The sequence below is a fragment of the Klebsiella sp. 141203 genome, from assembly GCF_032601985.1.
Classification (GTDB): Bacteria; Pseudomonadota; Gammaproteobacteria; order Enterobacterales; family Enterobacteriaceae; genus Klebsiella; species Klebsiella aerogenes.
The window spans coordinates 673,105-698,326 of the sequence record NZ_JAQIRL010000001.1 but is presented as its reverse complement, the minus strand read 5'-3'; the positions used below and the strand labels follow the sequence as shown (position 1 = coordinate 698,326).

The following is a 25,222-nucleotide window of genomic DNA, read 5'->3' as shown; positions in this document are numbered from 1 at the left end:
GTCAGTTCTGAATGATCTCAACCGTATGGTTTTGTCCATCATCCTTCAGCGGTATTCTGTCATCAGGGAGGAGAACACCATCCAGCGTCACGGAATATTCTGCATCGCCGCGTGAGACACTAATCTGATAGTGGCTTTCACCATACTGATAAGCAATAGAAAAAGACGGCCACGCATCCGGTAATAGGGCATGAACACTAAAGTCAGTGCCGGTGCGTTTTATCCCCAGTAATTCCTCGGTAAGTAAACGCCAGGCCCAGCCTGCAGAACCGGTGTACCAGCTCCAGCCTGCACGACCAGTATGGGGAGCTACGCTGTAGACATCAGCACTCATGACATAAGGTTCAGCTTTATAAATCCCGACAGAGCCCGCATTGAGAGTATGATTTACAGGGTTGAGCATTGACCAGAGTTGCCAGGCACGTTTGGCATTCCCCATCCGGGCAAATGCCATCACGGCCCAGATGGCGCCATGAGTATACTGCCCTCCGTTTTCCCGCACACCGGGCAGGTACCCCTGTATGTAGCCCGGATTTGGACCGTGTCCGTCGAAAGGAGGCGTTAACAGTTTGATCAGCCCGCCTTTGTTATCCACAAGGTGCTTATCCAGCGCCTGCAGGGCCTTTGCGCACCGTCCCGGGCTCGCGGCACCGGACAATGCAGACCAGCTCTGCGCAATCGCATCAATCCGGCAGTCCTGTGAGGTTTTCGATCCCAGGGGAGTACCATCGTCAAAATACCCGCGCCGGTACCATTCCCCATCCCAGGCGTGGGCTTCGAGATTGCTTTGCAGGCGCAGAGCCTGTGAATGGCACATCGCGGCGACGCTTTCATCCAGCCTGCGCTCCGCCAGCGCTGCAAACCGCTGCAAAATGTCGTACAGGAAGAAGCCCAGCCAGACGCTTTCACCTTTGCCTTCGATACCCACCCGGTTCATCCCGTCATTCCAGTCACCAGCCCCCATCAGCGGCAGGCCATGCCCCCCGAACCGAAGTCCATGGCGAATAGCTTTGACACAGTGTAACCAGAGAGTCTCTCCGATGCCGCTGATGACCGGCGTGTCATAGACAGACTCTTCACCAGGCGGAAGCGGGCGCCCCTCCAGATAAGGAATGTGTATTCCCAGAGCCTCCATATCCCCCGTCGTTTCAACATAGTGGCAAACGGCAAGCGGCAGCCACAGGTAGTCATCTGAACAACGGGTACGGACACCGTTACCGTGTGGTGGGTGCCACCAGTGCTGCACATCCCCCTCGATAAACTGCCGGGAGGCACAGAGTATTATCTGTTCACGCAACCGGTTCGGATCAGCATGGCTCAGTGCTAGTGAATCCTGCAACTGATCGCGAAAACCATATGCACCGCCAGACTGATAGTAACCACTGCGGGCCATAAGACGACAGGCGACTGTCTGATATAACAGCCAGCCATTGACCAGTAAATTTACTGACGTGTCGGGGGTGTTAACCACGATTTTATCGAGCACATTGTGCCAGTGGTTATGAATCCGGTTCAGCTCCTGGCGGACTGTATCCTCGTTCATGTAATGGGCCAGCGTCTCATTAGCACAAACATCATTCTCTTCTGCGCCGAGGATAAAAATAAACGTCCTCTGATCCCCATCAATTAATGTTACCGTCGATTGTACCGCCCCGCAGGGATCCAGACCGGCGCCCGTGTTACCTGAAAGCCTGCGCAATTTCATGGCTGACGGCGCGTGAAGGGAACCATTACGGCCAATAAACTCCCGACGGTCCCCGGTCAGCGAACAGTCATTACCGCTGACGGCAAAAAATGCAGTTCGGCCTCCACCATTATCACCATAAAAGTTGTTCGCCAGCACCCCGCAACCGCCAGACGTTCTGGCCGCATGTGTCACAATGTGAGGAGCTGAGCGAGTTCGTGATCCTCCGAGCGTCCACTCTACATAACCTGTGACGGAGAGTTGACGTGTCCGTCCCGAAGAGTTACTGAGTGTCAGGAGCACCAGTTTAACTGGCGCCTCTTCGGCAACCAGGACCGTCAGCTCGCTGTCTATTCCACTCTCTCGATGGGCAAAAACGCTGTAGCCAAAACCATGCCGGGTCAGGTAATCACCGTGTCCGCGAACAGGCAACGCTGTCGGTGACCAGTTTTCCCCGGTCTCTTCATCACGCAGATAAAACGCCTCGCCAGAGCGATCGCTCACAGGATCGTTTTCCCAGGGTGTTAACCGGTATTCATGGGCATTCTCATACCAGGTATAGGCCTGTCCTGCCTCTGAGATCACGCTGCCAAAACGGGGATTTGCCAGTACGTTTGACCAGGGAGCCGGTGTCTGCGCATTTTCCCGCATAACAATTTGATATTCCCGTCCATCCTGAGAAAATCCACCGAACCCATTGAAATAGCATAACTGACTGATATCGGGGGGCCAGTCCGTATGTTGATTACGCTCGCGCACTGCACGCGGCATGAATGCTATGACCGGCGATTTCAGGGTATGGATACGCTGGTTAAGCTGCTCATTAATACTCCCTGCGCGGTCATCAAGATAAAGACAGGCCACGCTCATCAGAAGCAACTTATCTTCTGCGGAGAGATGCTCGCCATTACGGACAAAAAGACCGCCCGTTTTGTCCAGCAGACTGGCTTCAGACCCCGCATAAATTAATTCCATAATTTGATTTTGTAATCCCTGCTGGTAGCCACCGGGGCTGTTATTCAGGATAACCAAATCAACATCCAGTCCTTTCTGTCGCCAGTAACGGTGTGCCTGAATCAGTGTGGTCACTGAGGCGATACTTTCTTCGCCGGTTATACTGAGCAGTACTATCGGCAGATCGCCTGAAATTGCCCAGCCCCACAGACCGGACTGACCACGCCGGTTGCGGCTGATCACCTGGCCTTCAGCGCGTAGCTCCTGGACAGGGTAAAGCACAGCACTGGCGAGACGATTAAACAAAGTTGCATCATCTTCACTGGCATTCATCTGGCGTAATACCACCAGACTGTGAGACCAGGCCAGTTCAAAGACGCGATCGGCAATAGGGTAATCGCGATATTTTTCCAGCAGGGCCAGGCTCTGCTGGCGGTTCTCGCTGATACCATAAACGATATCAATCGTAACCGGATGCCCCGGCTGTAGAGTGATGGAGTGACGTATAGCCAGTATCGGATCCAGCACTGACCCCGACGTGTTGCTGAGCGTCCCTCCCGCCTCTATTGCCTGGGCATTCGCAGGATTTCTGCCACGTCCAATAAACCTTGCCCTGTCCGTTTCAAACGACACGTTATTTCGGTTATCGCCGTGCACCACCATCATGTGAAACAGGCAAGGACCCGGTTCATCCGGTGAGCGCGGGCGACGGTGGCAAAGAATAGCGTCACGCTCAGGAGCCAGCTCAGTCTGAATAAACAGATTGCTGAATGCCGGGTGTGCCAGATCGCTGGCAGCCGCTGCCAGGACCACTTCAACATAGGTTGTCAGCTCCAGAGAGCGAGGCTTGCGACCACGATGAATCAGTGTGAGCCGTCGTAATTCAACATCATCCTCCGGAGAGATCACCACCTGAGTTTTGACGCTGAGTCCCCCGAAGCTGCGTCTGAATTCTGCCCCCGCATCGGTGAATAACACTTCCTCGTCTTGTCCGCTGATGTAGCCTGTCGGTTGCCAGGTATTGCTCCACACATCTCCCGTCTGGGTATCGCGGATATAGCAGAATGCTCCCCAGTTATCACGGGTGGTATCACTGCGCCAGCGTGTTATTGCAATATCGTTCCAGCGACTGTAACCGCCGCCGGCTGCGGTCAGCATCAGATGATAATGGCCGTTGGACAGAAGTTGAATATCCGGGGCAGGGGTATCCACGCTATAGAAAATACGGGGTTCATAGCGGATGGGTTTGACCCTGCCCTCATGAGATTCAAAATGACGGCGCGGACTGTACAGATCGACCGCATCCGGCACGCGCTCCTGTAACAGCAGACTCGCTGACCGGAATACCGTACTGGACATAAAGCGTTCAGTCATGGGGGCGTCAAGCAGCACATGAGCCAGCGCCTGAAATGCCATACCCTGGTGATGCGCCATCCAGGACTGTACCACCGCATAGCGCTGACCGGTTGCAAGACGTGAGGGGGTATAGTCCAGCGCTTCATAAAAACCGTATTCTCCGCGTGCACCTTTTTTTTGCAGCCTGAACAGGTTCTCACAGGCTTTCTGCGGGGAAACCATCAGCGCCAGCAGCGTGGCGTAAGGAGCAACAACCATGTCATCGGCAAGCCCCCTGCGCAGACCGAGCCCCGGTACGCCAAATGCCTGATACTGATAATTATGCTGAACATCAAAAGCATGATAGCCAGACTCTGAAACACCCCATGGTACCCCGCGTTCTTTCCCCCAGTGAATCTGGCGCATAACCGCCGACTGACTCATTTCATCGAGCAGGCTGCCGGGCCAGGTGGGCATCACCAGATTCGGCATCAGATATTCAAACATGGATCCGCTCCATGACATCAGGGCCGTTTCATTATCAATCGTGGTAAACAATCGACCCAGCGCGTACCAGCTTTTAAGAGGCAGCTGATTAGTCGCAATGGCAAGAAAACTGGTCAGGCGGATTTCAGACGGCAGGAGATCGTAGTGGCTCTTGTCAGGCGTATTCGTGTCACAGTTATAACCGACGCTGAGCAGACTGGTTGCTTCACTGTACAGAAAGGCGAAATCCATCCGGGCATGCTCATCCAGCCGCTGTTCCAGCTCGGTGATAATATTGAGTCGCATTCGGGCCTGCTCCGCCACTGACGCCGGAGGCGTTTCTGTACCGGTTAATGTCGGACGGGCAAGCTCGCTCAGCGTCGGCAGCGTCTGCTCATTCCAGGATACAGGTAACCAGCCAAGCAACAGAGACCACTCATGGCAAAGCTGAACCAGTTGATGCTCCAGATGTCCTGCCCAGCGCATCTGAAGAGGTGACCCCTGATGGCATAACATGGTCAGATGGTTGCACTGGGTGCGCATGTTTTTCAGTTCGCTGATAAACGCCTGCGGAGAGAGCGACACCGCATTCAGGCAATGCTTGCGCAGCAGTCTCAGGCTGTCAGGTGGGTTCTTACCCCACTGTTTTTCCAGAATATCCAGCGTATCGTTCAGTCCTGCCAGTATCTGTTGGCTGCTTAAAACAGGCTGATGACGCATGGCGGACAGCCCTGCACGCAGCGTCAACAAATGCCCGGCCATGTTGCCGCTGTCGACGCTGGAGATATAGCGTGGACTGAGGGGGACCAGCGTACGGGTGTCATACCAGTTGTACAGATGGCCCCGGTAGTGCTCCATTTTATCCAGCGTGTCGAGTGTGAGCGACACGCGCCGGAGCACCTCTCCGCCGGGCAGGTAGCCAAAGTCCCATGCCGTCAGGTTAGCCATTAGTGAAAGACCAATATTGGTAGGAGAAGTTCGGTGTGCCACCGTCGGTTGTGGTATTTCCTGATAATTATCAGGCGGAAGCCAGTTCTCTTTTTCTGTGGCAAAGGTTTCAAAAAATGCCCAGATTTCACGGCTTGTCTGGCGTAACAGCTGTTTTTGTTCCTGACCTGGCGAAAAAACCTTACGCACGGGCTGACGACTCAGCCAGCTCATCAGCAACGGCGCCACACACCATACCAAACCGATCGGTAACACAATCCCCAGCAGCTGGGGGGCCAATTTTCCGGTCAGAATTATCAGCGTCACGCCACCGGCAACATTCAGCCACATCGCCTGATAAAAACGTGCAACAGTGGATCTGGCCTGATTGCTGTCCTGGCTGTGGCTGACCCACTGGCTGAGGTGACGCCTGCTTATCCCCAGTCGCCATAGCGTCACGGCGATCGCTTTCAGCGAATATCCGGCTTCGTGTGGCAGTATCGCAAAATTAAGACCGATACCTGACAGACGCTTCAGCGCGCCCGCCATTACAAGTAACAGATGCGGCTTCAGGCGACGGCGCAGAGGTTTATTGAGAAGGTCATGGGTGATGCAGAGGAGGGCTGGCAACAGCCAAATCAGTGACAGTATGCACAGCCAGTAAACCGGATTGGGAACCCAAAGCAGGGTGAAGTAGAGCAATACCACTAAAGAGGGGGCGACCAGGCTGCGACGCAGATTGTCGAGTAATTTCCAGTAAGAAAGCGCGGTCAGTGGATTCCGGGTACGGGTTCCATCGGCTTTTCTGACGTGTGGTTTCAGCCAGTTAAGCAGTTGCCAGTCACCCCGGATCCAGCGTGAACGGCGTGCAACGTCCGACAGATAATTATTAGGGTACTGTTCGTAGAGTAACACCTCACTCAGCAGACCCGAGCGCGCATAGCACCCTTCGAGGAGATCATGGCTGAGAACCAGATTTTCCGGGCAGGTATTGGCAGTGGCCTGCATAAAAATGTCAACATCGTAAATCCCTTTGCCCACGAACGACCCTTCCCCAAAGAGATCCTGATAGATATCCGAAGACATCATAGAATAGGGGTTATTACCCGGTATGCTGCTGCGCAGGGCGGCGTAACGCCCCTGACCGTTACGTGGTATCTCCTCAGCAAGACCGGGTTGTAAAATACCAAATCCTTTGACCACCCTCTGGCGTACCGGATCATACTCTGGCGTATTCAACGGATGGGCCATCGCCGCGACCAGTTTGTGAGCCGTATCGCGCGGCAACACCGTATCACTGTCCAGGGTAATGACGTATTTTATGTGACCCGGTAAAAGGTGGGCAGGCATGTCTGCAACGCTGACGAATTGCGTTCCGGGATGGCGCAACCAGCTGTTCAGTAACGCCAGTTTTCCCCGCTTGCGTTCATAGCCCATCCACGCTCCTTCCGAGGGGTTCCATTCAGGCTGACGATGTAACAGATAAAAACGTGGTCGGCCGGAGGGGTAGCGGCGATTCAGCACCTGCGTATCAGCGATAGCCTGTCTGAGCAGCGCGTGACTTTCCGGCGAGGGTTCATTTTCAGAATCTGCAAAATCAGTGAGCAGCGCGAACCTGAGATTTTCGTTTTCATTCCCCAACCAACAGACTTCAAGACTGGAGAGGAGCTGGCTGAAACTTTCGTGGCTGGTCAGCATGCAGGGGATGACGATCATGGTGGCACTGTCAGCGGGAATGCCGGTTGAAAAATCCATCCCCGGCAAGGGGCGAGGAACGCGAAAACGGGTGGTTGCGTCACTGAGTAAATCACTCATTAACTGAGTTAAAGCGATAACCAGAGGTAATATCACCGCGATTAACAACCAACCTGCGCCCTGCATGGCAGTTTCGTGCAATATTGCCGCGGTCGCTGCGGTTGTCAACAACGCCAGGCTACCAAGCCATGACAGCAGGGTTATTCTGTTGAAACTGTGCCGCAAGCGTATGAGTCTTGAGGTGTCTGCCAGGAGATGTATATCCAGTGCCTGTCGACCTTCGCCGGCGAGATAATAACCAACATGATGTTCCGGTGTATTGGGGGCTTTTTCCTCTGAAAGCGCCAGCACCCTGTCAGCAACCTCAGGCTCGCTGAGCCCACTGTCTCTGGCCAGGACCTCAACTACGTGCCGGTAATGATCCCGGGTATTGAAGTGCATCCGGGGATAGATACCGGCAGGATCATTGCTTAATACCTGTTCGACGACGCTTATCGTTTCGGCGAAATCAGCCCAGTCCGTTTCACCCAGTAATCGCAGACCTGCGATGCTGTTACTGACAGACAGCTGGCTGGCGGCAAGCTGTTGATTGAAGTTATTTATGAGAATGTCAGTGGTGACTCCCTGTTCCCGAAGGCACTGATCAACCCAGGTAAGAGGTAACGACAGCGCGTTGCCGTGCCCCTGCAGACGCCGCACCAGTTCTGCGACAAACGCGCTGGATAACGGAGGACGGGAGCGCGCCAAATCGGCAACCACCATAATTAAATCACCAGGCGCACTCTCTGCACATTCGAAAATCCTGGTTATCCACGTATCTGCCAGGTTTCTGTCCTGTTGCGCTTTTATCACTTCCATACTGATACGACGAAGATTTTCAATCAGCGCCAGTCGAAGCATTCCCGGTAATGCCCAGACTTCACCCAGCGTCAGCGGCGTCACCTGTTGATAGGCAGCGAGATAGCTGGTCAGACTGGTGGCATCCCAGCGGCCATCACCGTGAGCAATGGCCTCTGATGCGATATGATAAATTCTTGGGCAATTCAGCGGCGACATCAGCGACGGGAGACCTTTACCAAAACTTTTCGGCAAGTGCTGGCGGACGGTACGGATTTGCTCCTCAATCAGATAATAATTGTCCAGCAACCACTCCCCGGCGGGCATGATACTGGTCTTTTTACCTGCATTAAGCTCATAGCAGTTTTGGGTGATAACGGCCTCATTGTCGCCAAGCCGTTTCAGAAGATAATAGGGATGTTTATCCGGTGATACTTTATGGGTCCGCGCCAGCTTCTGACCATAGCGTTCCATCTGGGCAGTCGAAAAGAGTTCTGACCGCGGAGTGCTTTCGCTTGCAGGATCGTTCGCCGAAAACGTTACGTTTTCGGCAGCATTCACCGGAATACGGGAGCGGTTAAACCACGCTCTGGGGTTCATTTTCATAGCATTGCTCTGATGCGACATTAGCGCGCAGGAGCAGTTGCGAAATCAGTTCAGAAACGTTCTCTCAGGATGGGCGTAAGGCATCAGGGATTTAACAGCTGCTGGGATTTAACTTAAGTATAGAAGATGGTTCTGTCCACGGCGGATCAGTTGATACTAGCGCCGTGAGATAAACAGGGCTTTACACCGAGGGCAAAGCATGGCCTGATTGCGCCGGATTTTTGCCATCGGTTGAACTGATTTGAAACCACAAACAGTGCAGACAACAGTGGCAGTAGATGCACCGCTGAAGAATTTCATTGCGTAATTGATAATAGACATAACCATTAACCTTTCAATGAATGAACTTCACCGTATCACATATGGTTAAGATTTAATCTGTTTATTTTGTGACCCTGAAATTCAGGAGAGGTAAATGTTCGCAGCCACAGGCCCTCTGGGACCATTGATCCGACAGAATTCTATGCGGCTTCCTGGGATGAGTAATTCTGATTCGCGGGAGTTAACGGCTGAAATGTGAAGCAGAACATCTTTTCGCCCATCTGAAGGGATGATGAGGCCTTTACCACTGAGAATGTCAAAGCTTTTGACAATGCCTGTCATTTTATGGGACAAGTCGATTCCTTATTAAAAACACGTAAAGACTATACATTCAAAATAGTATATTGCCACACTTAATTTTCCTGCAGGACTTCTGGATGGCTAAAAAATAATTTGCGTATTAGTATCTCCCGTGTCTTAATGAATCCTGTTAGTTCAATGTACAAACGAACGTTAAACATTTTCTGGTCAGTCCTCATTACCAGGCGCTATCGCTGATATCCCCTCCTTTTGAGTCATACCTTTAATACTATACGTTTACTATTAATACTATCATGTATAACGGGAGTCAGTATGTCCACAAGAATTAAAGGTTTGGTAAAATGGTTTAACGAAGATAAAGGTTTTGGTTTCATTTCACCTCTTGACGGAAGCAAGGATGTCTTCGTCCATTTTTCCGCACTCCATGGTGAGAATTTCAATACCTTATTTGAAGGGCAGAAAGTTGAGTTCGCCATGCAGAGTGGTGAAAAAGGGCCTGCTGCTACAAACGTAATACTTTGCGATAAATGAAGATTTGTGGGCCCGCGACAACGATGAAGGATTATTCCTGAGTAGACAGGTCCATAAATTAAATCAGAGAAAGTCGGTTGTTTTTTTAATATCAGGTCAACATGTTTTTCGCAATTATGAGTGTGCTGACCGATGTGATGAAGTGCAGGACTGCTGCCTGAAAGCCTGAAAGCCTGAAAGCCTGAAAGCCTGAAAGCCTGAAAGCCTGAAAGCCTGAAAGCCTGAAAGCAGAAGCTAACTGCTTGTTAAATAATAAAGTGCGTAAGAGACGAGACTGCCTTCGAAAGCATCACGTCCCTGATTGTATTTTAATGGCATCGGCATTTAACATCACTGATAGAAGAGAGTGACGGGAAAGACTAACAGAATTATGGTGGCATATGATAAAAGTACTCGTTTTCTTTAATACCGAATCCTGTAAAGTCATGACCGTTCCGGAGGGTACATCCTCAATCAGACAGGAATACCCAAACGGTGAAGAAATACATCTACAGATTATGTCTGCAGGCTTTCCTTCATTAACCGGTGATCATGATGTTATTTACGTAGCCTCTGACAGACAGTTAATGTCACAGGAAATACTCGATGCGTTCCGGAAATATTTATAGCATTTTCGTTATGTTCTCTGCTTCAAATTGAATTGCGTATTTACCCTATTTATCAGAAGCGAACAAAAAATGAGTTAAAATCTTTGTGGCTTGCTAATAGCAGGCCTTTTTTTTACATGTTCATTTTTAATAATCGTTCTCATATAAGGAAGTCACTCTTTGTGCACTGACAAAATGCAGATATCTTTCTAACCTGATGACTTTGCTGCTGGAATGTTCATCATGCACGACTGAAGCCGCGAGTCATGGGGGGATACCTAAATATTTACCGGGAGGAACCCGGCATCATATTGATACATCCAGACAATGCAACAAGGGCTTTTTCACCGGATATTCCGTTTTCTGACCCAGTAAGTTATTATCGAAAAATTATTATTTATTTCCGCTTTTGGCATTAGGCGTACGTCTGGCTATGTGCATTTGATTGCCTCAATCAATTATTCCCCTGATTTTTCACATTTCTTACGGCGCGCGTCACTGCATGCCAGATAAATTTGTCTGCGGGCACGGTGCCATTCGCAGCTAACTCCTCTGACTCTTTCCCTCCAATGTCCTGCCTCATCCATTATCTTGCTGCTTCTGGCGACAGTACCAGAGACTGGTGGTCGTGGATATCTATTAGACCTTTTTCTGTTGCTGCGGTGACGATCAGAAAGCCTTCTGTTCCGTCTCCACGTTCAAATGGTGTGCTTCCGATTGCCGCCATGAATATCGGCTGGCCATCGGCGCGATGGATAAAGTAGAGTGGGTTGCTTCTTGTCACCTTCTTTCTTCCATCCGAAGCCCCCATCAGCAAAGCAGATCGCCCGGCCATGTTGCCATAGCGCCTTAAACATCCTGCTGGTGGCCACAGTTTCAACACGCGCGTTAATCAGTGGAGCCTTATCCCAGCACCCGGGCGCATAACCCCAGAAGACAGGATCGATATGCAGTTGTTCGTCGCGTTCGCTCAGGAGCAAAACCTTTGTACCTGGCGACACGTTGTACCGGCCGATTGGTTCGGGGTCATAAGCGATATCCCGCTCAGCCTCTTCAGCCAAATAAGCCAGGTACTCTTCACGGGTTTGTGATTGAGCAAAGCGTCCGCACATGGTTACCTCCCGTTTGCAGACTGAAAGTATAGAATGTGTGGAGGAGTAGGAAGAAAACTCCGACAGCAATCAAACTGATGACTGTCGGAGCTAACGTTAAAAACAATGTGTACAAAATTGTGTATTAAAGTCAGGAATATCGAACAATTTTAAAATTTAACTCATTGTTTTTAATTGATAAAGGTTTTTGCTTTGTAGGTGCTATCGTAGGGCATACCATTCCTTATGTTTCAGTGGGTTAGCCATGGCTCCTAAAATATCCGAGATCACATTGACGATAATGACCAGCGCGCCGATCACCATCACTCCGGCGGAAATCGCCGCGTAATCCTGCTGGCGGATAGCGTTGATCAGCCAGCGCCCCAGCCCCGGCCAACTGAAGACCATTTCGGTAATCATTGCCAGCGTTAACATAGTGGAGAACTGCAGCCCCAGGCGCGGGATCACCGGCGGCAGGGCGTTGTGCAACACGTGGCGGTGGAGAATCGTCCTGCGGGTGACGCCACGGGTCGCCGCGGCTTTAACATAGTTTGTATCATAGACTTCGCTGGTACTGATGCGCATCAGACGGATCACTTCGGTGGTCGGCGCGACGGCCAGGGTTAACACCGGCAGGACCATATGTCGTGCGGCGCTAACGATCATCTCATGGCGCCAGGGTGAATCGGATAGCCAGGCATCAATGAGCGCGAAACCGGTCACCGTTTTTACTTCGTACAACAGATCAAAGCGGCCGGAGACAGGTAACCAACCCAGCGTTAGCGAGAAGAAAAGGGTAAACAGCAACGCCAGCCAAAATACCGGGATAGAGAAGCCCACCAGCGCCAGGGCGCTAATGAGCGTATCCGGCCATTTATTACGCATGATCCCGGCAATCATTCCCACGGGAATGCCGACCAATAACGCAAAACCAAATGCCAGAATGCACAGCTCCATCGTTGCCGGGAAGACCACTTTAAGCTGTTCGGAAATCAGCTGGCCGTTGATGCTGGAGACGCCAAAATCCCAGTGCAGCACCCCTTTAAACCAAAACAGCCAGGCATTCCACAGCGATGCGCCCTGCAGCGGCGCGTGCGGCGTGAAATAGCTGAGACTAAAGCCGATAAAGGTGAGGAAAAACAGCGTCACAAGCAACAGCAGCAGGCGGCGCAGGGTAAAAATAATCATGGTTTTTTCACCTCTTCTTTTTCGCGCGACACGCCTGCGAAGGAGGCGTTGCCAAACGGACTCAGCACCAGTCCTTTCATATCATAACGATAAGCCTGCAGCCGCAGCGAAGAGGCCAGCGGCAGCACCGGCAGCTCGCGGGCGAGAATATGCTGCGCCTCTTTATAGGCTTCGATGCGCGAGGCCAGCTGCTGCGAAATCAGCGCTTTCTGTAATACCTCATCAAACTCGCGGTTGCACCAGTGGGCGAGGTTGGTCTGCGAACCAATCGCCGCGCAGCTTAACAGCGGGCGGAAGAAACTGTCCGGATCATTACTGTCGGTGGCCCAGCCGGAAAGCGTTAAATCGTGGCTCATGTCCATCAATCGCGCCTCCTGGAAACGGCCTTCAACAGGAATAATAATCACTTTGACACCCACCTGCGCCATATCCGCCTGTATCAGCTCGGCGGTTTTCAATGGGCTGGGGTTCCACGCCTGGGAACTGGTCGGCACCCACAGTTTTAAAGTCAAATTACTCAAACCCAGGCCCTGCAGGCGACGACGCGCCTCCGCGGGGTTGTATTCGGTAATTTTAGCGTCGTTGTCGTAGGCCCACGAGGCGCGAGGCAGCATCGAGGCCGCGGTTTCCGCGGTGCCGTAGTAGATCGATTGCATCAGACGCTGGTTGTTGATCGCCAGCGCCAGCGCGTGGCGAACTTCCGGGTTATCCAGCGGCGGTTTAGCGGTGTTGAAAGCCAGCCAGGCGATATTCATACCCGGGCGCAGCGTCAGACGCAGGCGCGGATCGTCGCGCAGGATGGTGAGCTGGCTGGCGGCCGGCCAGGCGAGCACGTCGCATTCGCCGGTTAGCAGTTTTGACAGACGACCGGTGCCGCCGGAACCGAGATCCACCACCACCTGCGGCATCAAGGGTTTGCCGCGCCAGTAGGCCGCATGGCGCTGCAGGCGGATGTACTGCCCGGTGCGATACTCTTCCAGCTTAAACGGACCGGTGCCGACGGGCTCGCGGTCAAGTTGTTCTTCGCGGTCGCTTTTGGTCAATTGCGCGGCATACTCCGCCGACATGACCGAAGCATAGTGTGTTGCCAGATGCCACAGGAACGAAGCATCCGGCCGTTTCAGGCGAAACTCGACGGTATGGTTATCCAGCTTACGAACGCTTTCTACGGTATCGGCGAACTGCAGACTATCAAAATAGGGGAAGCTACTGCCGTTAACGCTGTGCCACGGATCGTCGCGGTTAAAGATGCGCCCGAAGGTAAAGATGACATCATCAGCGTTAAAGGCGCGGGTCGGTTTAAACCAGTCGGTAGTCTGGAACTGGACCTTATCGCGCAGATGGAAGCGGTAGGTGGCGCCGTTATCAAGCACTTCCCAGCTTTCCGCCAGTTCAGGTACCAGACGATAGGTATAGGGGTCGACGTCGAGCAGGCGATCGTAGATCTGGGCGGCTAGGGTGTCGACAATCAGGCCGCTGCTGACTTTTTGCGGGTTAAAGGTATTTACCTGCCCGCTGACGCAATAGACAAATCCGCTATCGCGGATATCGGCATTAGCTGGCAGCGCCGGAGTCAAGGCCGGTGCGGCAAAAGCCTGCCCGCACAGCATCGAGGCTGCCGCTAAAAGAGAGGACAATTTCAGGCGCATATTTTCTTTTTGATCATAGAGCAGAGCTCTATCTTATTAATATTAAATGACATTTACCACCACCTTTACGACATCGAGGGGGATAATGCGGTCACCGGCAGCGCATGTTGTCCAGCCAGTTGGTCAATTTAGTGTCGGAAATAAACCAGTATTATGAAACATGGTATCTTTTTATCGCCAATTTCTCCAGTTAGCCATCTGCTGGCGTTCTGCAATCGGCGGGCGCGAGTGGCGGGGATCAGAGCGGAAGGAGCTGATTGTAGCGGGCAATATAATCTTTTGGCGTGATCTCCAGTTCTCCGCCGTCGCGATGGATGGCGACGAAAGTACGCAGTACCAGCCCGCTTTTACGTTCTGATATTTCCCAGCCTTGTTCGCTGTAGGCATCACGCGTGGAGCGCACGCAGAGATCCGAAAAAATCATCATTAAAGAGAGGGCTGGCGCATGATGATTTTTCATAGTGTGAATCAGACTGGCATGGGCGGCATAGCGGGTTAGCGTATGAGAATTAACCGGAATCACGTGAATTTTCAGTCCATTGAATATAATTGCCGCCGATGATAATTCACATTAAGACATCTTACCAGTTACATATTATTAACTCCTCGCGTTTTCATACATGAAATGATAGTGACGTTGTCACGCTTCAATTATTCAGCGGTGTGAATTCATATAATGCCAGCGCATTGCTCTGCAATGAATCCACCCGTAGCCAGCCATCATCCAGTTGTTCCTCATGCACGCTCAGCGCCGGACGGGCGTGATGCTGGAGCCAGCGATAATCTTCTTCGTCCGGGCCGCTGCGGCTACGGAATGCCTCGAACAGCGGAAATAGCGCGCCGTGATGTTGATCGAACAAATGCTGTTTGATGCGCCAGCGTCCCTCCAGTCCTGCAAGCCGCAGGGTATAGGGTTGGCGAAAGCGCTGAGTAAAGGCCTCTTCGCTCGACAGCCAGGGGTTGAAAATCACCGTATTGCGCAACAGCAACTGGTAATGTCCGTTATGACGTAACAACAACAGGTTTTTGTCATTGATTAAGACTTCGCCGCGCAGACGCCGCCACAGCCATAATACCCAGTAAACCGGGCGCGGCAGACCATGCAGGTAGTGCAACGCCAGGCTGGAGGTGTCGAGTTTACCGTTGTCCCGCGCCTCCCCCTGCAGCCCGGAATTAAGCCAGAAGCCTGCCAGCCACACCTGTTCGGCAATGCCCAGCAGGTTATCCATCAACAGCGCGCCGCGAAAAAAACGCCCGTTGGTATCGCGGGTATCGCCGGTTAACGTATTCCACGATAGCAGCCACAGCGGCAACGAAAGCTGCCGTTGCCGCAGGGCATTATGGATTTGGCGTAATTTCTGTCGCGGATAGCTTTCACTGGCGGCAAGCTTGCTGCTATCGGCCTGCGCCAGGTCAAGCAGTTCATTAGCATCCGCCTGGCAGGCGAGAAAATCGGCCTCGCTGAGCAGCGGGGAAGACAGTAGCGGATCGTCGGCAATACCGCTTTGCGGGAAACGATGCCAGATACCCATTTGCGGTTGTTGCAAGGTGGACGCAACCACTTCGCGCTGTTGTCGCCAGGCCAGCTGTCGCGCGGCTTCACCGGCCTGCGGCGACCAGTGCCAGACAAAGCGCCAGCTCGCAAGCGTCGTGGGTGAAAAGTGATTGGCGGCGAGCCGAAGAAAACGCTGCAATAAATCGCAGCGGGTGGTTAAACCGGTATGGAGCAGCACCGTCCAGCCTTTCTGCGCCAGCCAGCTAAACAGCTGCTGAAGATTGTACCAACAGGCATAACCCGCGAGCGTCGGGTCGTCCCAGCCTTCGCCAAACAAGCGGCTGCTGAGAAACGGATCGTGAATATCAATGCCGTAGACGGGTAGCGTCTGCTGCAGTTGCTCCAGCTCGCGGCGGACATCTTCGCGGAGTAAATCATCGAGTTCACGGACGGTAACGATGGTACGGGTATGGCGCAATACCGGCGCGCGCGCTGGCAGCTGGCGGATATCCACCTGCCGTGTCTGACGTGGGTTGAGCAGTAGCGGAGGCGTATCATCGCTGCTTTTTTCCGCCTCGTTAAGGCGGGCGTAAAGCCGTTCGACCGCGACCGGATGCCAGACTTCACTGGCGTTGACCCGCGGACGAGCGGCGGACTGCGGCTGCTGCTGGCGAAACTGCCGCGGCGTGACGCCATGCTGGCGCTTAAACAGATCGCTCATGATGCGGGTACTGGCGAAGCCGTTGTCCTGCGCCACCTGCTGCACCGAGCGTCGGGTGGTCAGCAGTTGCTCGGCGGCCTTGCCGAGACGCAGGGCGGTAATGTACTGCACGAAGCTGACGCCGACCTCTTTATGAAACAGGCGGGAAAGCCAGGCCTCCGAGACAAACTCAGCGGCGGCCACTTCCTGCAGCGAGATCCGCCGCTGATAGTTGGCTTCGATGCGCGCTACTACGTTGATAATTCGTCGGCTCCAGTTTTCGGCGCCGCGGCGCAGGCTGGGTACGATGGGCTGCGTAAAGCGGGTCGCCAGCAGCAGGGCGATTTCGCTGAGCCAGCGGTTGGCTTCTAAGCGGTAGCGCGACTGATGATTGACCAACCCGGCTACCAGCAACTGGCGCATCAACTGGCGCAGGTTATCTGCCGCATCCATGTTTTCGCCGTTAACCCGATAATCACAGGCAAAAAAATCGCTATCAAGGCGGGTGAGCCAACCGGCGGCAAGGTTGAGGATCATGACCGCATTGGCCTCTTCGCCGGTAATCTGCCAGCGCTGGCGGCGGTTAACGATCGCCAGTTCATCAACCCGCATCGGTTGCGGCGCTTCGCCGAGTTGCAACCGCGCGCTGCCTTCCAGCAGCCACAGCAGCGTTAATCCGTCGCTTTCCGGCGGGCTGAGGTGGCGAATATCGCGCACCGTGAGGCTGAAATCGCCGAGATGGTGTTCCATGCGCCGCTCCTTAAAAGACAAAAAATAACAGGGTATTTTTTGTCATAACAGAATTGTATAGAAAATAGTCATTGATAATTCGTCAATATAAAACAAAAAAGCGCATTTTAAAGCCGGGTGGGGCGCATAAACTCGAAAGTGTCGTGCAAACACAACACAGGAATAATAAAAATGACACATCCATTGATTGAATCTTTGCAAGTTAATGAAGCGCAGTTTGTGGCGTTACGTCGCCGCTTCCACCAACAGCCCGAGATTGGCTTTGAAGAACATAAAACCAGCGATGAAGTCGCCAGGCTGCTTGCTGAGTGGGGATATGAAGTGCATCGCGGCCTCGCCGGTACCGGCGTGGTCGGGACGCTGAAAGTCGGCAGCGGCGAAAAACGTCTGGGTCTACGCGCGGATATGGATGCGCTGCCGATGCAGGAAATGAGCGGTAAAGCATGGGCAAGCCAGGTCGACGGGCGTTTTCACGGCTGCGGCCATGACGGTCACACCACCACGCTGCTGTATGCGGCGGAATATCTGGCGCGCACGCGTCAGTTTAACGGTACGCTGCAGTTAATTTTTCAACCGGCAGAAGAACTGCTGTACGGCGGACGGGTGATGGTCGAAGATGGCCTGTTCACAAAATTCCCCTGCGACGCCATCTTTGGCCTGCATAACATGCCGGGCCAGAAACTGGGCAAAATCGGCCTGCGCGACGGCGCGATGATGGCCTCTTCCGATACGCTGCATATCGAAGTGAAGGGCGTTGGCGGCCATGGCGCGGTACCGGAACATACCGTCGACGCGACGCTGGTTGCCTGCCACATTACCCTCGCGCTGCAATCGATCGTTTCACGCAACATCACGCCATTTGAACCTGCGGTAGTCACCGTCGGCAGCATTCAGGCTGGTCACGCGCCGAACATCATCAACGATAAGGTATTGATGAAGTTGACGGTCCGTACCCTTAATCAGCAGGTACGCGAGACGGTGCTGCAGCGCATTCATGATATTGCGGTCGCGCAGGCGGAAAGTTTTAACGCCAGCGCTACCTTAACCCACGTCAACGGCAGCCCGGTTTTACGTAACGATCCGGCGGCTAATGAGCTGGTCCGTGAAGTGGCGACCTCGCTGTTTGGCAAAGAACAGGTTTATACCGTGAATCCATTCATGGGTAGCGAAGATTTCGCCTTCATGCTGGAGAGCAATCCAAACGGTTGCTACTTCACTATCGGCGCGGGTGATGAAGCCGACCGCTGTATGGTGCATAACCCGGGATACGATTTTAACGATCAAATCCTGCTTACCGGTGCGGCGCTGTGGTGCGGCCTGACGGAACGCTATCTGCGTTAACCTATCGCGACGGGGGGACCCGATTATGAGTTCTGTATCGTTAAGCGAATCTCAGTTCGTCGGCAGCGATCGCCTGCTGGCGGGTATTGTGCTCAGCGTGCTGACGTTCTGGCTGTTTGCGCAATCGGTTATCAATGTTGTTCCGGCGATGAAAAGCAGCCTCGATATTTCACTGGAGACGTTAACCCTGGCGGTGAGTCTCAGCGCTTTATTCAGCGGCTGTTTTGTGGTGGCCAGCGGCGGGCTGGCGGATAAATTCGGCAGGGTGCGGATGACCTATCTCGGCCTGGCGCTGAGTATTATAGGTAGCGCGTTTCTGGCGGCGTCGCAGGGGCCGGGACTATTTATCACCGGCCGTATCCTGCAGGGGCTCTCGGCGGCCTGCATTATGCCGGCGACGCTGGCGCTGATCAAAACCTGGTATGAAGGTAGGGCGCGGCAGCGGGCGGTGAGTTTCTGGGTCATTGGCTCCTGGGGCGGTAGCGGGCTTTGCTCGTTTGTCGGCGGCGCGATTGCCACCGGTCTTGGCTGGCGATGGATCTTCGTGTTTTCGATTGCGGTGGCGCTGTTGGCATTATTGCTGCTACGGGGCACCCCGGAGAGCCGCAGCGCCAGCGCCGATCGGCATAAGCTGGATGTGGGCGGATTATTAAGCCTGATTGCTTCGCTGGTGCTGCTTAATCTGTTTATCAGCAAGGGTCATCAATGGGGCTGGAGCAGCGGTTTAACGCTGTCGATGTTGGGCGGCGCGGTGGTTATGGGAGGTTTGTTTATTCGCAGCGGTTTGCGCAAAGGTGAAGCGGCGCTGATCGACTTCGCTTTATTTCGCAACCGAGCCTACGGCGCGGCGGTGCTGTCGAACTTCATGTTTAATGGCGCTATCGGCACGATGATGATCACCAGCATCTGGCTACAGCAGGGGCATCATCTCACCCCGCTGGAAACCGGCATGATGACGCTGGGTTATCTGGTGACGGTACTGGCGATGATTCGCGTCGGAGAAAAACTGCTCCAGCGCTATGGCGCGCGGTTGCCGATGATGACCGGGCCGGTGTTTACCGCTATCGGTATTCTGCTGATCTCCTGTACCTTCCTCGATAAGTCGCTGTATATCGGGACCGTCTTCTTCAGCAATATTCTGTTTGGCCTCGGTCTTGGTTGTTATGCCACGCCTTCGACCGATACCGCCGTCGCCAATGCGCCGGAGAATAAAATTGGCGTCGCGTCAGGGGTTTATAAGATGGGAAGCTCGCTTGGCGGTGCGATGGGTATTGCCGTGACGGCGTCACTTTTTGCGCTGTTCCTGCCGTTGGGGATGGCCAGCGCCGCGCAGTACGCGCTGTGGTTTAACGCCGCGCTGTGTTTAGGCTCAATGCTGGTCAGCGCGGCGATGCTGCCGCGCGTCGCTCATAGCTGATGCTTCTTCAGTAATGCGCGTAGCTGGTGGTAGGTAAGCCCCAGCAGGTCCGCCGCCTGCTTTTGATTGTACTTCGCCTGCTGCAGGCTTGACTGCAGCAGGCTTTTTTCTTGCTCCAGCTGAAAGGCGCGCAGGTCCAGCGGCAACGCGGGAAGCGCATGTTCGGCGACCGGAGCAGGCGCAGGAGCGGCGCTGTTAAATGGGTTGATGATGATATTATCCAGCTCGCTATCACTGCTGCCGTGGCGGTAAACTGAACGTTCAACCACGTTTTTCAGCTCACGAATATTGCCCGGCCAGCGGTATGCAAGCAGCGTGTCGACGGCTCGCTCGCTAAAGCCGGGAAACAGAGGGAGCCCCAGTTCGCGGCACATCTGAATGGCAAACTGGTTGGCAAGCAGCATGATGTCGCTCTGGCGCTCGCGCAGTGGCGGTAGTTGCACGACATCAAACGCCAGCCGGTCGAGCAGGTCGGCGCGGAAATGACCTTCCTCGACCATTTTGGGCAGATCGGCGTTGGTGGCGCACACCAGCCGTACGTTAACCTGCAGCGGCTGGCTGCCGCCGACGCGTTCGAGCTCGCCGTATTCAATTACCCGCAGCAATTTTTCCTGCACCAGCATCGGAGCGGTGGCCAGCTCATCGAGAAACAGCGTGCCGCCGTCGGCACGTTCAAAGCGCCCCGGATGCCGTTTGCTGGCGCCGGTAAAGGCGCCAGCTTCATGACCAAACAATTCGGAATCGAGAAGGTTTTCATTCAGCGCCGCGCAATTCAGCGAAATAAACGGCCCCTGCCAGCGCGAAGAGAGAAAGTGCAGTCGGTTGGCAATGAGCTCTTTGCCGGTCCCGCGTTCGCCGATCACCAGCACCGGTTTATCCAGCGGCGCCAGCTGCGAGACCTGCTCGAGCACCTCCAGAAAGCTATTTGCCTCGCCAAGCAGGTTATCCTTGTATTCCGCCATGATGAATTTCGCCATTAAGTAGTGTGATTCACCAACTCACTGTAGCAAGCAGGCGGCCATTCCTCAACCACCTTGTTTAAAATCAATAAGATAAAAAGTTGGCACGCCATTTGTATTAACTACTGCACAGGCCGCTGCCTGCTATCAGAACTATGAGGATTGAAATTATGGGTATTTTTTCTCGCTTTGCCGACATCGTGAACGCCAACATCAACTCCCTGCTGGAGAAAGCGGAGGATCCGCAGAAGCTGGTCCGTCTTATGATTCAGGAGATGGAAGACACGCTGGTTGAAGTGCGTTCTACCTCCGCCCGCGCGCTGGCGGAAAAGAAACAGCTGACCCGCCGTATCGAACAGGCGCAGGCGCAGCAACTGGAATGGCAAGAAAAGGCCGAGCTGGCCCTGCGTAAAGAGAAAGAAGATCTGGCGCGTGCGGCGCTGATCGAAAAACAGAAGCTGACTGACCTTATCGGCAGTCTGGAGCACGAAGCGCAACTGGTGGATGAAACCCTGGCGCGAATGAAAAAAGAGATTGGCGAGCTGGAGAATAAGCTCAGCGAAACCCGCGCTCGTCAGCAGGCGCTGATGCTGCGCCATCAGGCGGCCAGCTCTTCGCGTGATGTTCGCCGCCAGCTGGATAGCGGTAAAATGGATGAAGCGATGGCGCGTTTTGAGTCTTTCGAACGCCGCATTGACCAAATGGAAGCCGAGGCGGAGAGCCATCGTTTTGGCAAACAACAATCGCTGGATCAGCAGTTTGCCGAACTGAAAGCGGATGATGAAATCAGCGAGCAACTGGCGGCGCTGAAAGCCAAAATGAATCAGAATAACCAGTAATGCATATTGCGCGGCGCGGTGTTGCGCCGCGGCTCACCACCTGTAAGGAGTACACATGAGCATGCTTTTTCTTGCCATCCCGCTCACGCTGTTTGTGCTGTTCGTGTTGCCGGTCTGGTTATGGCTGCACTACAACAATCGCTCGGCGGACGGGGCGTTAACCCAGAACGAACAGCAGCGCCTGCTGCAGCTGACCGATGAGGCGAAACGGATGCGCGAGCGTATTCAGGCGCTGGAAGCGATCCTTGATGCGGAACATCCGAACTGGAGAGACAAATAATGGCCGGATTGGACTTTAATAAAAAACTGTGGCGCATTCCGCAGCGCGGAATGGTGAAGGGGGTCTGCGCCGGTATTGCGCAGCACCTGGATGTGCCGGTGAAGCTGGTGCGTCTGATAACCGTGCTGGCGATGATTTTTGGCCTCTTCTTTTTCGTGCTGGTGGCCTACATCATTCTGACTTTCGCGCTGGATCCGATACCGGATAGCGAACTGTACGGCGAAAAAGGGCCGAGCAATGGTGATTTACTGGCCGCCGTGGATGCCGAACTGGCTTCCGGCGAACAGCGCCTGCGTGATATGGAGCGTTATATCACCTCCGATACCTTCACGCTGCGCAGCCGTTTTCGTCAACTGTAAAACTTTTTCCATATAACCACGAGGCAACGCATGAATATGAAATGGCAACAGGCAGGGCAAAAAGTGAAACCGGGTCTTAAGATCGCCGGTAAGCTGGTGCTGCTGACCGCGCTGCGTTACGGCCCGGCGGGCGTTGCCGGTTGGGCGGTGAAATCGGTGGCGCGTCGGCCGCTGAAAATGTTGCTGGCGGTAGCGCTTGAGCCGCTGCTCAGTCGGCTGGCCAATCGTTTTGCCCGCGGAATGAAATAATTCCTCAGGGGGAGGAATACCGGCGCGCTTTATATTGACCCTGATTATCCCCATCTATTTAGCTTATCATTAAACGACATTCCTTCTGGGCATAACGGACTGGCGATGAAGCGACTCAAAACTGAATTCAATGCGCTGGTCAACCGCGGGGTTGACCGGCATTTACGTCTTGCCGTAACCGGGCTAAGCCGTAGCGGTAAAACGGCTTTTATCACCGCGATGGTTAATCAACTGCTGAATATCCACGCCGGGGCCCGGTTGCCGCTGCTGAGCGCGGCGCGCGAAGAACGTCTGTTGGGCGTGAAACGGGTTCCGCAGCGTGATTTCGGCATTCCGCGTTTTACCTATGATGAAGGCCTGGCGCAGCTTTATGGCCAGCCCCCGGCCTGGCCGACGCCAACCCGCGGGGTGAGCGAAATTCGCCTCGCACTGCGCTATCGCTCTAACGATTCTCTGCTACGTCATTTCAAAGACACCTCAACCCTGTATCTGGAAATCGTGGATTATCCGGGCGAATGGCTGCTCGACCTGCCGATGCTGGCGCAAGATTATTTAAGCTGGTCGCGGCAGATGACCGGGCTGTTACAGGGGCAGCGCGGAGAGTGGTCTGCCCGCTGGCGGCAGCTGTGCGAGGGGCTCGATCCGCTGGCGCCCGCCGACGAAACCCGGCTGGCGGAGATCGCCGCCGCCTGGACCGATTATCTGCACGCCTGCAAGCGCGAGGGGTTGCACTTTATTCAGCCGGGGCGGTTTGTGCTTCCTGGCGACATGGCGGGCGCGCCGGCGCTGCAGTTTTTCCCCTGGCCGGATGTCGATGCGGCTGGCGAAGCCAGGCTGGCGCAGGCAGATAAACACACCAATGCGGGGATGCTGCGCGAGCGTTTCAAATACTACTGCGAGAAAGTGGTGAAAGGCTTTTATAAAGACCACTTCCTGCGCTTTGACCGCCAGATTGTACTGGTGGACTGCCTGCAGCCGTTAAACAGCGGGCCGCAGGCGTTTAACGATATGCGTCTGGCGCTGACCCAGTTGATGCAAAGTTTCCATTACGGCCAGCGAACGCTGTTCCGTCGCCTGTTTTCACCGGTTATCGACAAGCTACTGTTCGCCGCCACCAAAGCCGATCACGTGACCGTCGATCAGCACGGCAACATGGTGTCGCTACTTCAGCAACTGATTCAGGACGCCTGGCAGAATGCCGCCTTTGAGGGCATCAGCATGGATTGTCTGGGGCTGGCGTCCATTCAGGCCACCCAGGGCGGGCTTATCGAGGTTAACGGCGAGAAGATCCCGGCGCTGCGTGGCGATCGTCTGAGCGATGGGCAGCCGCTCACTATTTTCCCAGGCGAGGTGCCGGCGCGGCTGCCGGGTCAGGCCTTCTGGGAACAGCAGGGCTTCCAGTTTGAGAACTTCCGCCCGAGAGCGATGGATGTCGATAAACCGCTGCCGCATATACGCCTCGACGCGGCGCTGGAATTTTTGATTGGAGATAAATTGCGATGAGCGAGCCGATAAAACCGCGGATCGATTTCGATGGCCCACTGGAAACGGAAAAGAGTCAGACCTTAAAATCGGCCCGCGCCTTTGACGCGGCCGATGCGCAAACCTTCGCTCCGATGCTGCCTGAAATGGTCGCTGAAGAGGAAGGGGCCGCCGAAGCGGTGGTGGAATCGGTACTGCGCCCGAAACGCAGCCTGTGGCGACGGATGGTTAGCGCCGGGCTGGCGATTTTTGGCATTAGCGTGGTGGCGCAGGGCGTGCAGTGGACGGTGACGGCCTGGCAGACTCAGGACTGGATTGCGCTTGGCGGCTGTGCGGCCGGGGCGCTGATTGTCGGCGCGGGCGTGGGATCGGTTGCGACCGAATGGCGTCGCCTGTGGCGGCTGCGCCAGCGCGCGCACGAACGCGATGAAGCGCGGGATCTGATGCATAGTCACGCGGTGGGCAAAGGGCGCGCGTTCTGTGAGAAACTGGCGCAGCAGGCCGGGCTGGATCAATCGCATCCGGCGCTGCAGCGCTGGTATGCGGCGATCCATGAAACGCAAAACGATCGCGAAGTGGTGAGCCTGTACGCGCAACTGGTGCAGCCGGTGCTGGACGCGCAGGCGCGGCGGGAAATCAGCCGTTCGGCGGCGGAATCGACGCTGATGATCGCCGTCAGCCCGCTGGCGCTGGTGGATATGGCGTTTATCGCCTGGCGTAACCTGCGGCTGATTAACCGTATCGCCACCCTCTACGGTATTGAACTTGGCTATTATAGCCGCCTGCGTTTATTCCGCCTGGTGTTGCTGAATATCGCCTTTGCCGGCGCCAGCGAACTGGTGCGCGAAGTCGGAATGGACTGGATGTCGCAGGATCTGGCGGCCCGCCTGTCGGCGCGCGCCGCCCAGGGTATCGGCGCCGGGTTGTTGACCGCCCGTCTGGGGATTAAGGCGATGGAGCTGTGCCGCCCGCTACCGTGGATAGCCGATGATAAACCTCGGCTCGGCGATTTCCGCCGCGAACTGATCGGCCAGTTAAAAGAGACGCTGCAGAAAAGCAAAACCGGCGCGGAGAAATAACGTCGGCAAGCGTAAATGCCGGGTGGCGGCTGCGCCTTACCCGGCCTACGGTTCGTGCGA

Annotated in this window: 18 protein-coding genes and 1 pseudogene; 10 read left to right on the top strand and 9 right to left on the bottom strand. The window is 54.5% G+C overall.

The window, feature by feature from the left end:
• Window position 1: 1 nt before the first annotated feature.
• The 3 genes from PGR29_RS03370 to cspF all read right to left on the bottom strand — a co-directional run bounded on the left by PGR29_RS03370 (window position 2) and on the right by cspF (window position 9,199).
• Window positions 2-8,584 carry a GH36-type glycosyl hydrolase domain-containing protein gene (locus PGR29_RS03370; protein WP_143830241.1) on the bottom strand — a complete coding sequence of 2,861 codons (8,583 nt, stop codon included), beginning with the start codon at window positions 8,582-8,584 and terminating at the stop codon, window positions 2-4.
• Window positions 8,585-8,740: 156 nt separating this feature from the next.
• A complete protein-coding gene (locus PGR29_RS03365) occupies window positions 8,741-8,905 on the bottom strand; it encodes a YnfU family zinc-binding protein (protein ID WP_213191361.1) in 165 nt (54 codons plus the stop codon).
• A gap of 81 nt (window positions 8,906-8,986) precedes the next feature.
• Window positions 8,987-9,199, bottom strand: coding sequence for a cold shock-like protein CspF (cspF, locus tag PGR29_RS03360; RefSeq protein WP_071787615.1), 213 nt, complete (start codon window positions 9,197-9,199; stop codon window positions 8,987-8,989).
• Between the two features lie 279 nt (window positions 9,200-9,478).
• Here cspF and PGR29_RS03355 point away from each other — a divergent pair, with 279 nt between their 5' ends.
• Window positions 9,479-9,697 (top strand): cold shock domain-containing protein, encoded by a 219-nt coding sequence (locus PGR29_RS03355; protein WP_023279058.1) that lies wholly within the window; start codon window positions 9,479-9,481, stop codon window positions 9,695-9,697.
• 380 nt (window positions 9,698-10,077) lie between these two features.
• Window positions 10,078-10,305 (top strand): hypothetical protein, encoded by a 228-nt coding sequence (locus PGR29_RS03350; protein ID WP_072051401.1) that lies wholly within the window; start codon window positions 10,078-10,080, stop codon window positions 10,303-10,305.
• 433 nt (window positions 10,306-10,738) lie between these two features.
• Here PGR29_RS03350 and PGR29_RS03345 read toward each other — a convergent pair.
• The 5 genes and pseudogenes from PGR29_RS03345 to PGR29_RS03325 all read right to left on the bottom strand — a co-directional run bounded on the left by PGR29_RS03345 (window position 10,739) and on the right by PGR29_RS03325 (window position 17,157).
• Window positions 10,739-11,396: pseudogene (locus tag PGR29_RS03345) on the bottom strand (SOS response-associated peptidase).
• A 201-nt stretch (window positions 11,397-11,597) separates the two neighbouring features.
• Entirely contained in the window at window positions 11,598-12,563 is a 966-nt protein-coding gene (gene sapB / locus PGR29_RS03340) for a putrescine export ABC transporter permease SapB (RefSeq protein WP_015366265.1), read from the bottom strand.
• Entirely contained in the window at window positions 12,560-14,212 is a 1,653-nt protein-coding gene (gene sapA, locus PGR29_RS03335; protein ID WP_316424069.1) for an ABC transporter substrate-binding protein SapA, read from the bottom strand. Before sapA ends, sapB begins: the two co-directional genes overlap by 4 nt.
• Window positions 14,213-14,450: 238 nt before the next feature.
• Entirely contained in the window at window positions 14,451-14,735 is a 285-nt protein-coding gene (locus tag PGR29_RS03330; protein ID WP_015366267.1) for a hypothetical protein, read from the bottom strand.
• A gap of 124 nt (window positions 14,736-14,859) precedes the next feature.
• The gene (locus PGR29_RS03325) at window positions 14,860-17,157 is read right to left on the bottom strand and encodes a helix-turn-helix domain-containing protein (protein ID WP_316424068.1); all 2,298 of its coding nucleotides are present in this window, start codon (window positions 17,155-17,157) and stop codon (window positions 14,860-14,862) included.
• Between the two features lie 171 nt (window positions 17,158-17,328).
• Here PGR29_RS03325 and PGR29_RS03320 point away from each other — a divergent pair, with 171 nt between their 5' ends.
• Together PGR29_RS03320 and PGR29_RS03315 are read left to right on the top strand one after the other, a co-directional pair.
• Entirely contained in the window at window positions 17,329-18,498 is a 1,170-nt protein-coding gene (locus PGR29_RS03320) for a M20 aminoacylase family protein (protein WP_316424067.1), read from the top strand.
• A gap of 25 nt (window positions 18,499-18,523) precedes the next feature.
• Entirely contained in the window at window positions 18,524-19,915 is a 1,392-nt protein-coding gene (locus tag PGR29_RS03315) for an MFS transporter (RefSeq protein WP_316424066.1), read from the top strand.
• Here PGR29_RS03315 and pspF read toward each other — a convergent pair.
• On the bottom strand, window positions 19,906-20,892 hold the full coding sequence (gene pspF / locus PGR29_RS03310; RefSeq protein WP_271032392.1) for a phage shock protein operon transcriptional activator: 987 nt from the start codon (window positions 20,890-20,892) through the stop codon (window positions 19,906-19,908). The genes PGR29_RS03315 and pspF overlap by 10 nt on opposite strands.
• A 152-nt stretch (window positions 20,893-21,044) precedes the next feature.
• Here pspF and pspA point away from each other — a divergent pair, with 152 nt between their 5' ends.
• From pspA to PGR29_RS03280, 6 genes are all read left to right on the top strand, one after another.
• Complete coding sequence (gene pspA, locus PGR29_RS03305; protein ID WP_087859389.1) at window positions 21,045-21,713, top strand: phage shock protein PspA; 669 nt, start codon at window positions 21,045-21,047, stop codon at window positions 21,711-21,713.
• Window positions 21,714-21,768: 55 nt separating this feature from the next.
• On the top strand, window positions 21,769-21,993 hold the full coding sequence (gene pspB, locus PGR29_RS03300) for an envelope stress response membrane protein PspB (protein WP_045393114.1): 225 nt from the start codon (window positions 21,769-21,771) through the stop codon (window positions 21,991-21,993).
• Window positions 21,993-22,352 carry an envelope stress response membrane protein PspC gene (gene pspC, locus PGR29_RS03295; protein ID WP_015366274.1) on the top strand — a complete coding sequence of 120 codons (360 nt, stop codon included), beginning with the start codon at window positions 21,993-21,995 and terminating at the stop codon, window positions 22,350-22,352. The genes pspB and pspC overlap by 1 nt, the downstream gene beginning before the upstream one ends.
• Before the next feature lie 30 nt (window positions 22,353-22,382).
• Entirely contained in the window at window positions 22,383-22,601 is a 219-nt protein-coding gene (pspD, locus tag PGR29_RS03290) for a phage shock protein PspD (protein ID WP_015366275.1), read from the top strand.
• 105 nt (window positions 22,602-22,706) lie between these two features.
• Window positions 22,707-24,104, top strand: a complete 1,398-nt coding sequence (locus tag PGR29_RS03285) for a YcjX family protein (RefSeq protein ID WP_113373168.1) — start codon at window positions 22,707-22,709, stop codon at window positions 24,102-24,104.
• Window positions 24,101-25,162 (top strand): TIGR01620 family protein, encoded by a 1,062-nt coding sequence (locus tag PGR29_RS03280; RefSeq protein ID WP_045374644.1) that lies wholly within the window; start codon window positions 24,101-24,103, stop codon window positions 25,160-25,162. The genes PGR29_RS03285 and PGR29_RS03280 overlap by 4 nt, the downstream gene beginning before the upstream one ends.
• The last annotated feature ends 60 nt before the right edge of the window (window positions 25,163-25,222 follow it).

Coding starts and splice junctions, on each gene's coding strand:
- PGR29_RS03350 (WP_072051401.1), top strand. CDS start 10,078: ATGATAAAAGTACTCGTTTTCTTTAATACCGAATCCTGTAAAGTCATG.
- pspA (WP_087859389.1), top strand. CDS start 21,045: ATGGGTATTTTTTCTCGCTTTGCCGACATCGTGAACGCCAACATCAAC.
- PGR29_RS03285 (WP_113373168.1), top strand. CDS start 22,707: ATGAAGCGACTCAAAACTGAATTCAATGCGCTGGTCAACCGCGGGGTT.
- PGR29_RS03325 (WP_316424068.1), bottom strand. CDS start 17,157: ATGGAACACCATCTCGGCGATTTCAGCCTCACGGTGCGCGATATTCGC.
- PGR29_RS03365 (WP_213191361.1), bottom strand. CDS start 8,905: ATGTCTATTATCAATTACGCAATGAAATTCTTCAGCGGTGCATCTACT.
- PGR29_RS03370 (WP_143830241.1), bottom strand. CDS start 8,584: ATGAAAATGAACCCCAGAGCGTGGTTTAACCGCTCCCGTATTCCGGTG.
- PGR29_RS03320 (WP_316424067.1), top strand. CDS start 17,329: ATGACACATCCATTGATTGAATCTTTGCAAGTTAATGAAGCGCAGTTT.
- sapB (WP_015366265.1), bottom strand. CDS start 12,563: ATGATTATTTTTACCCTGCGCCGCCTGCTGCTGTTGCTTGTGACGCTG.
- PGR29_RS03315 (WP_316424066.1), top strand. CDS start 18,524: ATGAGTTCTGTATCGTTAAGCGAATCTCAGTTCGTCGGCAGCGATCGC.
- pspD (WP_015366275.1), top strand. CDS start 22,383: ATGAATATGAAATGGCAACAGGCAGGGCAAAAAGTGAAACCGGGTCTT.
- sapA (WP_316424069.1), bottom strand. CDS start 14,212: ATGCGCCTGAAATTGTCCTCTCTTTTAGCGGCAGCCTCGATGCTGTGC.
- PGR29_RS03280 (WP_045374644.1), top strand. CDS start 24,101: ATGAGCGAGCCGATAAAACCGCGGATCGATTTCGATGGCCCACTGGAA.
- PGR29_RS03355 (WP_023279058.1), top strand. CDS start 9,479: ATGTCCACAAGAATTAAAGGTTTGGTAAAATGGTTTAACGAAGATAAA.
- pspC (WP_015366274.1), top strand. CDS start 21,993: ATGGCCGGATTGGACTTTAATAAAAAACTGTGGCGCATTCCGCAGCGC.
- pspF (WP_271032392.1), bottom strand. CDS start 20,892: ATGGCGAAATTCATCATGGCGGAATACAAGGATAACCTGCTTGGCGAG.
- pspB (WP_045393114.1), top strand. CDS start 21,769: ATGAGCATGCTTTTTCTTGCCATCCCGCTCACGCTGTTTGTGCTGTTC.